This window comes from Cereibacter changlensis JA139, from assembly GCF_003034985.1.
GTDB classification, from domain to species: Bacteria; Pseudomonadota; Alphaproteobacteria; order Rhodobacterales; family Rhodobacteraceae; genus Cereibacter; species Cereibacter changlensis.
In genome coordinates, this window is the sequence record NZ_PZKG01000109.1 from 1 (window position 1) to 13185 (window position 13185).

Genomic DNA, 13185 nt, shown 5'->3' on the forward strand with positions numbered 1-13185 from the left:
CGAGCTGGTCGCGAGCCGAGATCCGCTCGGCGTTCAGCAAAGGCGTGAGCCAGAGCGCCGACAGCGCCAGCAGCGCCAGCGCCATCAGGATGTTGCCCTGACGGACCCGCTCCATCCAGCAGGCGCCGCGCAGCACCGCCAGCGCGTAGATCAGCCCGTAGGCCAGCGCCAGCACCGCGGCGAGGCCGGCGAATAGCCGCTCCGGCGTCCAGCCGTATTGCGCCACGCGCAGCCAGACGGCATAGCCCGCCAGCGCCGCCGGGATCGGCAGGATCAGCGCCAGCCCCTGCGCCGCGCGCACCATCACCGCGCCCTCCACTGCCTCGGCATCGGTCTGGTCGATGGCGGTGGTGACCAAGGTCGCCGCGGCCGCCGCCATGGCCAGCAGCGTCGCCGCCACCGACAGGTCGCCGAACAGTCCCGACAGGCCCTGGAACGGCAGGGCGGCGATGAACAGCGCCATCACCCCCAGCACCAGCGGCAGCAGAAGCCGCAGGAGGCGCAGGATGAGATATGGCGAGACCAGATCGGACAGTTCGGTCACCACCGCCAGCGCCAAGCCCAGCGTAACCCCGGTGATGAGCCAGGGTGCGGCGTCGAGGTCGATGATCGCCTCGATCACCCGGATGTCGACAATAGAAAGCAGCGCCTGCGACAGGAGCAGCACCGCCCAGGCCACGCCGACGAAGAGCCAGGCGGCGGCATAGCGCACCACCACGGTCCAGGCCTCGGTGAACAGGGTCGGATAGTCGCGCCAGCCCGGCCCAGCCAAGGCGATGAAGAAGGGCAGCGGGATCGAGGACAGAAGCACCACGGCGAGCGGCGTCATCGGCTGGTCGAAGATCGCCTCCACCCGGTCGAAGCGCAGCCCGGTGAGCGACAGCAGCGCCGCCACCACAAGCCCCAGCCCCAGCGCCGCCACCACGGCGCGTCCGGTGCGCAGCGGCCCGGCCATCGCCAGCCAGGCGGCGAAGAATACCGCCGAGAAGGTGGTCAGCCCCAGCGCCGCGCGGTCGGGCAGGAGGTGGCGGCTCAGCACCTCCAAGAGCAGGTAGAGGCTCAGCCCCGCGAGCCCGCCGATCCCGGCCATGACCAGCCGCTGTCGCATGTTCCGGTCCATCGCCGCCTCCTGCCGTTCGGGCGGAGGCTAGCGCGGATGTGGGTCGGGGGCCAGACGGGGCGCAGGCCGCGCCATGGTGTCGCAGACGCACCTGCCGCCGCGTCATCCTGCGGGCAGGCCCGGGCAGAACAGGGGATGGCGTTCCTGCAACCCGCAAATCGGCGCTTTGCGACAAAGCCTGTCGCAAAGCGCCCGCGGCACGCGGCGGCGGGCTTGCGTCTGGGGTGAATGGCTGTCGGGGCGGTGGTCCGGGCCGCAACGGCTGTGCGGCTGGCGCAGTGGCTTCGCGGCCCGACCCGGTCTTTATCGGCTTCTGCCCGTTGACAAACAGGGTGCGGCGCACTGATACCGGCACAATAGATCATCGGACAGTCTTCTTCGAAGGGACCATGCCCCGGTCGCTTCGGAGAGGGGCCTTCAGAAATGAAGGTCCGAGCCAAGGTCGTGTGTCAGGTTGTCCCCGCGCATGGCCTTGGCTTCTCTTGACCCGGCGGGGCCCGCGCCGTCCAGTTACCCTAATAGACAGGTAACCACGCGGCGCGCGCCCCGACTCGTCGGGCGGCGGTCGGTAACAAGCCTCAGAAATCGGTCGGCGCGCCCCCCTCCTGCTTGCGTTTCGCCACGAATTGCCGCAGCGCCTCCTGGTGGTCGCCGTTCATCTCGGGCGCCTCGAATTCGGCGAGGATGGACTTGAATATCCGGTGCGCCCGCTCCGGCGTCCAGAGCGCGCCGTCCTGTTCCCAAGCCTCGTAATTGCGCCAGTCCGACACGAAGGGCGCGTAGAAGGCGGTGCTGTAACGGTCCTGGGTGTGCTGGCAGCCGAAGTAATGCCCCGAAGGGCCGACCTCGCGGATCGCGTCCAGCGCGATGTCGTCGTCGGTGGTGGCGAAGGTCGCCTCCTCGAAGTAGCGCTGGATCATCTGCAGCACTTCGCAGTCCATGATGAACTTCTCAGGGCTGGCGATCAGCCCGCCCTCGAGCCAGCCCGCCGCGTGATAGACCATGTTGGTCTGCGACTGCACCGCCGCCCAGAGCGAGTTCGAGGTCTCCCACATCGACTGGCCGTCGGGGATATTGGCGGCGCAGACCCCGGAGGAGCGCAGCGGCAGCTTGTAGAACCGCGCGAGCTGGCCGGTCATCTGCGTGGCGCGCATGTATTCCGGCGTGCCGAAGGCGGGGGCGCCCGATTTCATGTCGACGTTGGAGGTGAAGGTGCCGATGGCGACCGGACAGCCCGGCTTGATGTATTGCAGGAGCGCGATGGCGGCGAGACCCTCGGCAAGGCTCAGCGCCACCGCCCCCGCCATCGTCACCGGCGCCATCGCCCCCGCCAGGGTGAAGGGCGTCACCACCACCGGCTGACCGCGCCGCGCCAGCCGCATCGCGCCGTCGAGCATCGGGAAATCGTGCTTCAGCGGCGAGACCGAGTTGATGTTGGTATACATCCGCGGCTTCGCGTCGAACTCGTCATGCGAGAGACCGGCGGCGAGGCGGGTCATCTCCATCACGTCCTCGACCCGCTCGGCCCCCAGAGAATAGGCGTGCACCACCTTGTCGGTCAGCGTCAGCTTTTCATAAAGGCAGTCGAGGTGCCGGACGGCGGGGTGGATGTCGACCGGCTCCACCGGATAGCCGCCCGCGACATGGATGCAGTTGAAATATTGCGTGAGCTTCATGAACTCCTTGAAGGCCTCGAAGTCCCCCGACCGCTTGCCGCGCTCCAGATCCCAGGCGTTCGGCGGGCTGGAGACGTTGACGAAGACCATGTGCTTGCCGCCCATGATGATCTCGCGCTCGGGGTTGCGCGGGGTGATGGTGAATTGCGCGGGCGCGTGGCCCAGCATCTCCATCACGAAATCCTCGTCCATCCGGACATTGGTGCCTTCCACCCGGCAGCCGGCCTGCTTCAGGATCGTCACCGCCTCGGGGTTCAGGAACTCGATGCCGATCTCGGACAGGATGCGCATGGCGCCGCGGTGGATCTTCATCACCCCGTCCATGTCCAGCGGTTCGGTCGGACGGTCGGGGTTCACCGGGATGCGCCAGGGCATCTGGTCGATGGCGGCGGAGCCTGCGCGCATCTTGTTGCCGGCCCGTCCCCCGGCGCGGCGCTTGCGGTTCGGCTCTTCGGTCATTGTCATCCCCTCCGTGGTCGCAGGGGACTGCCCCGCCCGGTCAGGATGACCGAAGCGGCGGAGGAATGGACACTCGGTTACCGACGTGGAAGCGTCGTTTTTCGCGGAGGCGCCGCGTCAGGCGGCCGCAAGACCGTCGATCCAGCCGCCGAGACCGCCGATGTCGGGCAGCACGATATCGGCGTAACCCACCAGCTCCTCGGCCACGGCGATGCCGGTCAGCACCGCGGCGGTGCGCATCCCCGCCGCGCGCCCCGCGATCAGGTCATGCGCCGAGTCGCCCACCATCACCACCGAAGCCGGCTCCAGCCCCATCGCCTTGGCGAAGGCCAGGAGCATTCCCGGCTCCGGCTTGCCGCCATGGCCCGAATCGAAGCCCGCAACGAAGTCGAAGAGCTCGGTGATGCCATGCGCCGCCAGATGCGCCCGCGCCGGGCCCTCGGCGTCGTTGGTGGCGAGGCCGATCTTCAGCCCGCGGTCGCGCAGCGCGGTCAGCAAGGGCGTCAGCGGTACGGCCTGCGCCATCTCGGCCCGCGCGGCGAGACGGTTCATCTCGGTCACCAGCACGCCGTGCGACACGCCGGGCAAGTACGGCAGCAGGATCTCGGCAACCTCGTCCGGCGTGCCGGCGATCACCGGGCTGTCGCTGGCGAAGGCGTTGGTGTCGAGGTCGTAACCGATCGCCTGCCCCATGCGGCGCGCCTGCGCCTCGTCCGCCGCGATCTCGCGCAACAGCCGCGCGGCCCAGCCGCCCCAGCTCTGCCGGAAATCGAACAGCGTGCCGTCCTTGTCGAAGATGATGCCGCGGATCATACCTGCCCCGTTATTACCCGCGCCAGAGTGACGCGGCGCGCGGCAGAAGGCAACGCCCGCCTGCCCAAGGCGCTCAGGTCCAATGCACCGCCTCGCCGCCCGGCAGCCCGGCCCGCGCCCGCATCGGCGCCTCATAGGGCAGCCCGGCCTCGGTGCAGAAGGCGATGATCCAGGCGTCGTCCATCAGCAGGAAGTCCAGCACGGAGCCCAGAAATTCCGGCCGCAGCGCCCCTTCGCGCAGGTCGTCGACCGAGGCGCCGCTGGCGTTCAGGAACACCGGCAAGAGGTCCTCGTTGCCGGCCAGCCAGGCCAGCGCCTGCAGGGCCACGGTTTCGGCAGTTTGTTGCCCGGCCATCGGCCCCTCCGGTTTGCTTGAGCTATTGCCGATCATTGATCGGAATATGGAAAGGAATCCTTAACCTGTCCGGCCGAAGACTGAAAGCAGGCCTGCAGGGAAAGGGGAACCCAGGAATGGTCGGACGGATACTGATTGTGGATGACGTTGCGACGAACCGCATCGTCCTGAAGGTGAAGCTCGGCGCGGCCTGCTACCGGCCCATGCTGGCGGCGGATGGCGCGGGGTGCCTGGCCATCGCCCGGGCGGAGGCGCCCGACCTGATCCTGCTCGACCTCAAGCTGCCGGACATGTCGGGGATCGAGGTGCTGCGCCACCTGCGCGACGACCCGACGACGCGGGACATCCCGGTGATCATGATCTCGGCCATGTCCGATCCCGCCAGCCGGCTGGCGGCGCTGGCCGCGGGAGCGGACGAGTTCATGGCCAAGCCCTATGACGACCTCTTGCTGATGGCCCGGATGCGCAGCCTGCTGCGCGCCCGCGAGCTGCCGGCCGACGTGGGGCCGCGGGGGGCGGCCCTGCAGGCGCTGGGGCTGGCCGAGGCGGCGGAACCCTTCGAGCGGCCGGTGCTGATCGGCATCGTGGCGGAGCGCGCCGACCCGACCGCGAAATGGCGCCGGGATCTCGCGCCGCTGCTGCCCGACCGCGTGGTGATCCTGAGCCGCGAGGAGGCGCTGGAGGAAAGCGGCCCGGCGCCCGATGTCTTCCTGATCACCTCCAGGATCGGCGACGCCGGGTTGCGGCTGATGTCTGACCTGCGCAGCCGACCGGAGACCCGTCACGCCGCCATCTGCATCTTGCAGGCCGACGCCTCGACCGAGCGGGCGGCGATCGCCTTCGACCTCGGGGCCGACGATCTGGTCGGGGCCTCCGTCGACCCGCGCGAGCTGCGGCTCAGGCTGCGCAACCTGATGCGGCGCAAGCAGCGCGGTGACCGGCAGCGCGAGACGGTGCAGACCGGGCTGCGGCTGGCGATCATCGACCCGCTGACCGGGCTCTACAACCGGCGCTACGCCGCGGCGCATCTGGCGGCGATGGCCGAGCGGGCGCAGGAAAGCGGCCATCCCTTCGCGGTGATGGTGATCGACCTCGACCGCTTCAAGATGGTAAACGACCGCTGGGGTCATGCCGCCGGCGACGCCGTGCTGATCGAGGTGGCGCGGCGGCTGGAGAAGAACCTGCGCCAGGGCGACCTCCTGGCCCGGATCGGTGGCGAGGAATTCCTGGTGGCGCTGACCGACACGCGGCTTTCCGATGCGCGGACCGCGGCGGAGCGGCTCTGCCAGGCGGTGCAGGAGCGGCCGATCCCCCTGCCCGGCGGCGAGCCGCTGTCGATCACCGTCTCCATCGGCCTCGCGGTCGACGACGCCGGGGCGGTCGGGCTGGAGCCGGTGGCGGAGGTGGTGAACCGCGCCGATCTGGCGCTGATGGCCTCGAAGAACGCCGGCCGCAACCAGGTGACGATCAGCCGGACATTCGCCTGAACCTCAGCCGCGGAGCGCGGCGAGCCGGGCATGGGCTGAGATCTGCCGCAGATCCAGCGCCACGTCGCGGAGGAACTCGTTCTCCGACAGGTTGATCCGCAGCAGCAGCCTTTCGCCCAGTGGCGGCTGGAACAGCGTCTCGCGGATCAGCCGTTCCTCGGCGCGGGTCAGGCGCAGCACCTCGGGTCCCGCCTCGGCCTGGACCGATACGAAGGTCAGCGGCGTGATCCGCGCCAGCGGCGACTGCTCCACCACCAGATGCAGCCGGCCCTCGGCCATCTGCCGCCCCGCCGCGATCCGGGTCAGGATCGAGACCGCCCGCACCCGCAGCAGATCCAGCCCACGCTCGGCCTCGGCCCGGTCGATCAGCCCGGCCCGCTTCTCCTTCGGCACGCGGAACAGGAAGCTCTCGGCCCCGTAGATCACCAGCACCATGATCAGCGGGGCCTGGGCGATGGCCAGCGCGTTCTCCTGCCAGATCAGCACCGCCAGCACGAAGGGCAGGAGCGCCAGCAGATAGCGCAGGATCTGCGCCTCGAAGACCAGCCGCCAGACCAGCCGCAGCGGCAGGCCGCGCCGGGGCACCAACGTGACCCGGCCGAAGATCCGCCGCGGCACCTGCCGCATCTCCAGCGCGCTGTGGTTCCAGACCGTCGCAGGGCTCACGATGAACATTGCCGCCTCACTGCCGAACACGGAACATCAGACCGGACGGACCGCCACCCGGCAAGACATCCTTTGAGCCCTGCATCAGATGGCGCATGCAAAAGCGGCGAAAACGCCTGTTCACGGCATTGTTGGCGCGGTCGGCGGCTCTTGTCGCTTTTCTTTGCAGCCCTGTCGGTTACTTCGGGTAGCCTGATGCGACGGAAATTTCCGAAGGGGACGTTGAAGCCCGGACGGATGCAAGGGGAGGCGATATGACGCTGGCAAGACAGGCGCTGTTGACGGTCGTGGTGGCGCTGCTGGTGCTGGTGCTCTGGGTGCTGTTCGTCCCGGCGGCGCAGCCGGTTCTCGCCCGGATCGGCGTGCTGGAGCCTCTGGCGCGGATCGGCATCGTCTCGATCTCCTCCTCCGAGGCCGCGCAGCCGGCGCGGCGTGGCGGTGGCGGCGGGCCGGTGCAGGTCGTCGCGGCCGAGCCGGAGCCGCGGGTGATGAACGACATCGTCACCGCCATCGGCACGGCGCAGGCGGTGCGCTCGGTGGTGCTGACGCCCGAGGTGTCGGGCAAGGTGGTGCGGCTGCATGTCGGTGCCGGCGACGCGGTCGAGGCCGGCGATCCGATCCTCGATCTGGACAGCGAGGCGGCCAGCATCGCGCTCGACCGCGCCGAACTGGTGCGCAGCGACGCCGAGGCCACCGTGCAGCGGCTGGACCGGCTGAGCAGCTCCGGCGCCGTCACCGACCTGCAGCGTCAGGACGCCGAGCTGGCGCTGCGCACGGCCGAGCTCGCGCTGCGTCAGGCGCAGTTCGACCTGTCGCAGCACCGCGTCACCGCGCCGGTCGCGGGCTCGGTCGGCCTGCTGGCCGTCGAGGAGGGCGATCAGGTCAACCCGGGCGACGAGGTCACCCAGATCGACGACCGCTCCAGCGTCATCGTGAATTTCCGCGTGCCCGAGCGGGTGGTCGGCAGCCTGCGCATCGGCGCGCCGGTCTCGGCCACGCCGCTGGCGGTGGGCGGCGTCGAGGCCGAGGGCAGGATCAGCGCCATCGACAACCGGGTCGACGTCTCCAGCCGCAGCCTGCGGGTGCAGGCGGCGATCCCGAATGCCGAGGACCGGCTGCGCTCCGGCATGGCCTTCTCGATCACCCTGCGGCTGGAGGGCGAGACCCATCCGGCGGTCGACCCCTTGTCGGTGCAATGGGGCTCCGACGGGGCCTTCGTCTGGATCGCCCGCGACGGCAAGGCCAGCCAGCTACCGGTCAGCATCCTGCAGCGCAACAGCGATTCCGTCCTGGTGCGGGCCGAGTTCCAGGCCGGCGACCAAGTGGTGATCGAGGGGGTGCAGGCGCTGCGCCCGAATATCGACGTGGCGCCCATCACCCGCAGCGCCGCGCCGGGGGCCGAGCCCTCCAGCCCGAAAACCTGAGCCCGAAAACCCGAGCCCGAATAGCCGAGGTCGCCCATGTCCGCTTCCGCCCCCGACGAACGCGATCTCGCGAAATCGAACACCGCGCTCTTCGTGCGCCGCCCGATCCTCGCCTTCGTGCTGAACGCGCTGATCGTGATGGCGGGGCTGGCCGCCTTCTTCGGGGCCGAGGTGCGCGAGCTGCCGGATGTCGACCGGCCGGTGGTGACGATCAACACCGATTTCGACGGCGCCTCGCCCGAGACCATCGACCAGGAGATCACCGACGAGATCGAAGGCGCGGCCGGCCGGGTCGCCGGGGTGAAATCCATCTCCTCCTCCTCGCGCTTCGGCTCCAGCCGGGTGACGGTGGAGTTCAACGACAGCGTCGACATCGACGTGGCGGCGACCGACATGCGCGACGCCATCGCCCGGATCTCCGGCCGGCTGCCCGAGGACGCCGAGGATCCGCGCATCGTCAAGGCCGACGCCAATGCCTCGGCGGTGATGCGGATCTCGGTCACCTCCCCCACCCGCTCGCCGCAGGATCTGACCCAGCTGGTCGAGGATCTGGTGGAGAACCGCCTGCTCTCGGCCCCCGGCGTGGCCGACCTGCAGATCTACGGCGACCGCACCCCGATCTTCCGGGTCGACGTGAACCAGATGCAGCTGGCCAGCCGCGGCCTGACGCTGGCCGACCTGCGCGAGACGCTGCGCAACGTCTCCTTCGACGCCCCGGCGGGCGCGCTCAGCTCGGACCGCAACAGCATCGTGGTGCGCACCACCGCCGCCATCTCCACCCCCGCCGAGTTCGAGGCGCTGGAGGTGACTCCGAACGTGCGGCTCGGCGACGTAGCCGCCGTCTCGATGGGGCCGGACACCGGCGCCTCGATCCTCAGGGCCAATGGCGAGAACGGCATCGGCATGGGCATCATCCGCCAGGCGCAAAGCAACACGCTGGAGATCTCGCAGGAAGTGACGCGCATCGTCGGCGAGCTGCAAGCGGTGCTGCCCGGGGATGTGAGCATCTTCGTCAGCTCCGACGACGCCACCTTCATCAACGGCGCGATCCACGAGGTCGAGATCGCGCTGATCCTGTCGGTGCTGATCGTCACCGTCATCATCTACATCTTTCTGCGCGACATCCGCGCCACGCTGATCCCCGCCATCGCCATGCCGGTCGCGCTGATCGGCACGCTGGCGGCGCTCTGGCTGGTGGGCTTCTCGATCAACATCCTGACGCTGCTGGCGCTGGTGCTGGCGACCGGCATGGTGGTCGATGACGCCATCGTGGTCTTGGAGAACATCGTGCGCCGCCGCTCCGAGGGCATGGGCGCGCGCGCCGCGGCGGTGCTCGGCACCCAGCAGGTATTCTTCGCCGTCATCGCCACCACCACCACCCTCGCCGCCGTCTTCATCCCGCTGTCCTTCCTGCCGGGCCAGACCGGCGGGCTGTTCCGCGAGTTCGGCTTCACCCTGGCCATCGCGGTGCTCCTGTCCTCGGTCACCGCGCTGACGCTCTGCCCGGTGCTGGCCAGCCGCATGCTGCGCGGCGCCGAGGAGGGCCAGGCCGAGGACGGGCCGATGCTGCGGCTCGGCAACCGGCTCTCCGGTCTCTACGCCCGCACGCTGCGCTGGGCGCTGAACGCGCCGATGGTGGTGATCGCGCTGGCTCTGGGCTTCGCCCTGACCGCCGGCATGCTCTTCACCACGCTGCGGCAGGAGGTGACCCCGTCGGAGGACCGCTCGCTGGTGCTGCTCAGCATCCAGGCGCCGCAGGGCGTGGCGCTGGAGTATACCGACGCCAAGATGCGCGAGATCGAGGACCTGCTGGAACCGCTGCGCGCCTCGGGCGAGGTGGTCAGCACCTTCGCCAATGCCGGACAAGGCGGCAGCGACAACCGCGGCTTCATGGTGATCGGCCTCGCCGACTGGGCCGAGCGCGGCCGCAGCCAGCAGGAGATCGCCGCCGAAATCACCGGCCTGATGAGCCAGGTCATCGGCGTGCGCGCCTTCGCCATCCAGCCGAACTCGCTCGGCATCCGCGGCGCCGGCAACGGGCTCAGCTTCGCCATCATCGGCGATTCCTACGCCAGCCTCGGCGAAAGCGCCCGGCTGATGGTGGAGCGGATGGAGCAGAACCCGGCCTTCGGCCAGGTGCGGCTCGGCTACGACACCACCCAGCCGCAGCTCTTCATCGAGGTCGACCGCGCCCGCGCCTCCGATCTCGGCATCAACATCGACGGGCTGGGCGAGGCGCTGCAATCGGTGCTGGACGGCAGCACCGTCGGCACCGTCTTCCTCGACGACGACAGCTACGACATCAAGATGCTCTCCACCACCAACCCGGTGAACGACCCCGGCGATCTGGAGCGGATCTTCGTGCAGGCCGGACCGAACGACAGCGGCGAGCGGCAGATGGTGCCGATCTCCAGCTTCGTGCGGCTGACCGAGCGCGCCGTGGCGCCGGAGCTCAGCCGCGAGCGGCAGATGCGCTCGGTGCCGATCAGCGCCGGGCTGACGCCCGAGCTGTCGCTCGGCGCAGCGCTGACCGAGGTCGAGGCGCTGGCCGCCGAGATCCTGCCGCCCGACAGCCGCATCCTGCCGATGGCGGAGGCCGCGACGCTGGGCGAGACCTCCGGCGGCCTGTTCCTGACCTTCGGCTTCGCCATCGTCATCGTGCTTCTGGTGCTCGCGGCGCAGTTCGAGAGCTTCGTCTCGGCGGTGATCGTCATGGCCACCGTGCCCCTCGGCCTCGCCTGCGCCATCTTCGCGCTGGTGCTCACGGGGGGCAGCCTCAACGTCTACAGCCAGATCGGTCTGGTGCTGCTGGTGGGGATCATGGCCAAGAACGGGATCCTGATCGTCGAATTCGCCAACCAGCTGCGCGACGAGGGCGCCTCGGTGCGCGACGCGATCGAGAACGCCTCGGTGATCCGGCTGCGCCCGGTGATGATGACGATGATCGCCACCGTGCTGGGCGGCCTGCCCCTGGTCTTCGCCGCCGGCGCCGGCGCCGAGGCGCGCGAGGTGCTGGGCTGGATCATCGTCGGCGGCCTCGGCCTCGCCACGCTGGCCACGCTCTACCTCACGCCGGTAGCCTATCTGCTGCTGGCGGGCCTCTCGAAACCCAAGGCCGAGGAGGAGGCGCGGCTGATGCGCGAGCTGCACCAGGCGACAGCGCCGAGCCCCGCCGAATAGCTTGATTTCCCCCTTTGCCGCGACTACTCCTCCGCTCGCCGGAAGTGTGGCCGAGTGGTTTAAGGCTCTGGTCTTGAAAACCAGCGTGGGGGAGACTCCACCGTGGGTTCGAATCCCACCGCTTCCGCCAATCCCCGCCCCTTCTCCGGACCGATGTTCCGCGATCCGCGGGAACTCCGGTACGCCGGTCCGGCTTCTGTCCGGGAACAGGACGGGTGTGCGGCGGCTGGCTTGCTGCGGGGCCTGACGTTCTTGTTTGGCCCAGGTGGTTGCCGCCGGAGCGCCGCGGGGGCATGTCATGCAGTCTGGAAACAGGAGTATCAGATGTTCAGATCCCTTTCGCTCGCGGCCGTGCTGGCCGGGGCCGCAGCCCTCCCCGCCGCCGCCGAGACGATCCGCGTCGGCATGTCCGGCGGCTATTTCCCCTTCACCTTCGTCCGTCAGGACCAGCTGCAGGGCTTCGAGGTCGATCTGATGAACGCCCTTGCGGAAAAGACCGGCGACACGGTGGAATTCTCCACCATGTCCTTCTCGGGCCTGATCGGCGCGCTGGAGGCCGGCCGGATCGACACCGTCGCCAACCAGATCACCATCACCCCCGAGCGCGAGGCGAAATTCGCCTTCAGCCAGCCCTATGTCTATGACGGCGCGCAGGTCGTGGTGAAGAAGGGCAACGAGACCGAGATCACCGGCGTCGACAGCCTGAAGGGCCGCAGCGTGGCGGTGAACCTCGGCTCCAACTTCGAGCAGCTGCTGCGCGAACTGCCCTTCGCGGACGAGATCGACATCCGCACCTACGAGAGCAACATCGAGCAGGACACGGCGCTCGGCCGGGTCGATGCCTTCGTGATGGACCGCGTGTCCTCGGCGCAGGTCATCAAGGAAAGCCCGCTGCCGCTGGCGCTGGCCGGCGAGCCCTTCAGCGAGATCCGCAACGCCCTGCCCTTCCGCAACGATGCCGAGGGTCAGGCGCTGCGCGACAGGCTCGACGCCGCGTTGACCGAGCTGAAGGCCGACGGCACGCTGAAGGCGATCTCTGAAAAATGGCTCGGTCTCGACGTGACCGCCCCGGCGAACTGATCCGATGCGGCCGCTCGACCTCGACTACATGCTGGGTCTGGCGCCCGTCATCCTCGGCTACGTGCCGCTGACACTGGGCATGGCGCTGGCCGCCATGCTCTGCGCGCTGATCCTCGCCTGCCTGATGGCGGTGGAGCGGGTGATCCGCGTGCCGGTGCTGGACCAGCTGGTGCAGCTCTTCATCAGCTTCTTCCGCGGCACGCCGCTCTTGGTGCAGCTGTTCCTGTTCTACTACGGCCTGCCGCAGGTGATGCCCTTCCTTACCGGGATCAACGGCGTCACCGCGGCGATCATCGGGCTGACGCTGCATTTCTCGGCCTATATGGCCGAGAGCATCCGCGCGGCGATCCTCGGGGTGGACCGCAGCCAGTGGGAGGCCTCGCAGGCGGTGGGCATGACCCGCGCGCAGTCGATGCGGCGCATCGTGCTGCCGCAGGCGGCGCGGGTGGCGGCGCCGACGCTGGTCAACTACTTCATCGACATGATCAAGAGCACCTCGCTCGCCTTCACCCTCGGCGTCACCGAGATGATGGGCGCGACGCAGAAGGAGGCCGCCGGCAGCTTCCTCTATTTCGAGGCCTTCCTCGTGGTCGCGGTGATCTACTGGATCATCGTCGAGACCCTGTCCTTCCTGCAGAAGCGGCTGGAAAGCCGCCTGAACAAGGCCTTCGCCCGATGATCAGCATCCGCGGACTGACCAAGCGCTTCGGCAGCACCACCGTGCTCGACGGCATCGACCTCGACATCTCGGCGGGCGAGCGGGTGGCGATCATCGGCCCCTCCGGCACCGGCAAGTCGACGCTGCTGCGCTGCCTGAACTACCTCGACCGGCCTGACGCGGGCGTGATCCGCATCGGCGATCTGACGGTGGATGCGGCGACGGCGAAGCCCGCGCAGATCCTCGCCCTGCGCCGCTGCACCGCCT

The 13185-nt window shown here is 69.2% G+C and carries 11 protein-coding genes and 1 tRNA gene; 7 read left to right on the plus strand and 5 right to left on the minus strand.

The window, feature by feature from the left end:
* From C5F48_RS17725 to C5F48_RS17740, 4 genes are all read right to left on the minus strand, one after another.
* The coding region (locus tag C5F48_RS17725; protein WP_107665187.1) for a DUF4153 domain-containing protein at positions 1-1120 on the minus strand (1120 nt) is incomplete at its 3' end.
* Between the two features lie 578 nt (positions 1121-1698).
* On the minus strand, positions 1699-3255 hold the full coding sequence (locus C5F48_RS17730; protein WP_107665188.1) for a trimethylamine methyltransferase family protein: 1557 nt from the start codon (positions 3253-3255) through the stop codon (positions 1699-1701).
* 117 nt (positions 3256-3372) lie between these two features.
* Positions 3373-4068 (minus strand): HAD family hydrolase, encoded by a 696-nt coding sequence (locus tag C5F48_RS17735; RefSeq protein WP_107665189.1) that lies wholly within the window; start codon positions 4066-4068, stop codon positions 3373-3375.
* A gap of 73 nt (positions 4069-4141) precedes the next feature.
* Positions 4142-4423: a DUF3572 domain-containing protein gene (locus C5F48_RS17740; RefSeq protein WP_107665196.1), complete on the minus strand. Its 282-nt coding sequence runs from the start codon at positions 4421-4423 to the stop codon at positions 4142-4144.
* A 137-nt stretch (positions 4424-4560) separates the two neighbouring features.
* Between C5F48_RS17740 and C5F48_RS17745 the strand changes: the two genes are divergently transcribed.
* Positions 4561-5910 carry a diguanylate cyclase gene (locus C5F48_RS17745; RefSeq protein WP_245941506.1) on the plus strand — a complete coding sequence of 450 codons (1350 nt, stop codon included), beginning with the start codon at positions 4561-4563 and terminating at the stop codon, positions 5908-5910.
* A gap of 3 nt (positions 5911-5913) precedes the next feature.
* On the opposite strand, the gene C5F48_RS17750 is transcribed toward C5F48_RS17745, so the two are convergent.
* Positions 5914-6585, minus strand: a complete 672-nt coding sequence (locus C5F48_RS17750; RefSeq protein WP_107665191.1) for a hypothetical protein — start codon at positions 6583-6585, stop codon at positions 5914-5916.
* Positions 6586-6830: 245 nt separating this feature from the next.
* On the opposite strand from C5F48_RS17750, the gene C5F48_RS17755 reads away from it, so the two are divergent.
* The 6 genes from C5F48_RS17755 to C5F48_RS17780 all read left to right on the plus strand — a co-directional run.
* Entirely contained in the window at positions 6831-8000 is a 1170-nt protein-coding gene (locus C5F48_RS17755) for an efflux RND transporter periplasmic adaptor subunit (protein WP_107665192.1), read from the plus strand.
* Positions 8001-8036: 36 nt separating this feature from the next.
* Entirely contained in the window at positions 8037-11180 is a 3144-nt protein-coding gene (locus C5F48_RS17760) for an efflux RND transporter permease subunit (RefSeq protein ID WP_107665193.1), read from the plus strand.
* Positions 11181-11220: 40 nt separating this feature from the next.
* Positions 11221-11310, plus strand: a tRNA-Ser gene (locus C5F48_RS17765).
* A 194-nt stretch (positions 11311-11504) separates the two neighbouring features.
* Positions 11505-12260: an amino acid ABC transporter substrate-binding protein gene (locus tag C5F48_RS17770; protein WP_107665194.1), complete on the plus strand. Its 756-nt coding sequence runs from the start codon at positions 11505-11507 to the stop codon at positions 12258-12260.
* A gap of 4 nt (positions 12261-12264) precedes the next feature.
* A complete protein-coding gene (locus C5F48_RS17775) occupies positions 12265-12939 on the plus strand; it encodes an amino acid ABC transporter permease (RefSeq protein WP_107665195.1) in 675 nt (224 codons plus the stop codon).
* On the plus strand, positions 12936-13185 hold a 250-nt coding region (locus C5F48_RS17780; RefSeq protein ID WP_146170631.1), incomplete at its 3' end, for an ATP-binding cassette domain-containing protein. The genes C5F48_RS17775 and C5F48_RS17780, both read left to right, overlap by 4 nt.

Coding starts and splice junctions, on each gene's coding strand:
- C5F48_RS17730 (WP_107665188.1), bottom strand. CDS start 3,255: ATGACCGAAGAGCCGAACCGCAAGCGCCGCGCCGGGGGACGGGCCGGC.
- C5F48_RS17735 (WP_107665189.1), bottom strand. CDS start 4,068: ATGATCCGCGGCATCATCTTCGACAAGGACGGCACGCTGTTCGATTTC.
- C5F48_RS17740 (WP_107665196.1), bottom strand. CDS start 4,423: ATGGCCGGGCAACAAACTGCCGAAACCGTGGCCCTGCAGGCGCTGGCC.
- C5F48_RS17750 (WP_107665191.1), bottom strand. CDS start 6,585: ATGTTCATCGTGAGCCCTGCGACGGTCTGGAACCACAGCGCGCTGGAG.
- C5F48_RS17755 (WP_107665192.1), top strand. CDS start 6,831: ATGACGCTGGCAAGACAGGCGCTGTTGACGGTCGTGGTGGCGCTGCTG.
- C5F48_RS17760 (WP_107665193.1), top strand. CDS start 8,037: ATGTCCGCTTCCGCCCCCGACGAACGCGATCTCGCGAAATCGAACACC.
- C5F48_RS17770 (WP_107665194.1), top strand. CDS start 11,505: ATGTTCAGATCCCTTTCGCTCGCGGCCGTGCTGGCCGGGGCCGCAGCC.
- C5F48_RS17775 (WP_107665195.1), top strand. CDS start 12,265: ATGCGGCCGCTCGACCTCGACTACATGCTGGGTCTGGCGCCCGTCATC.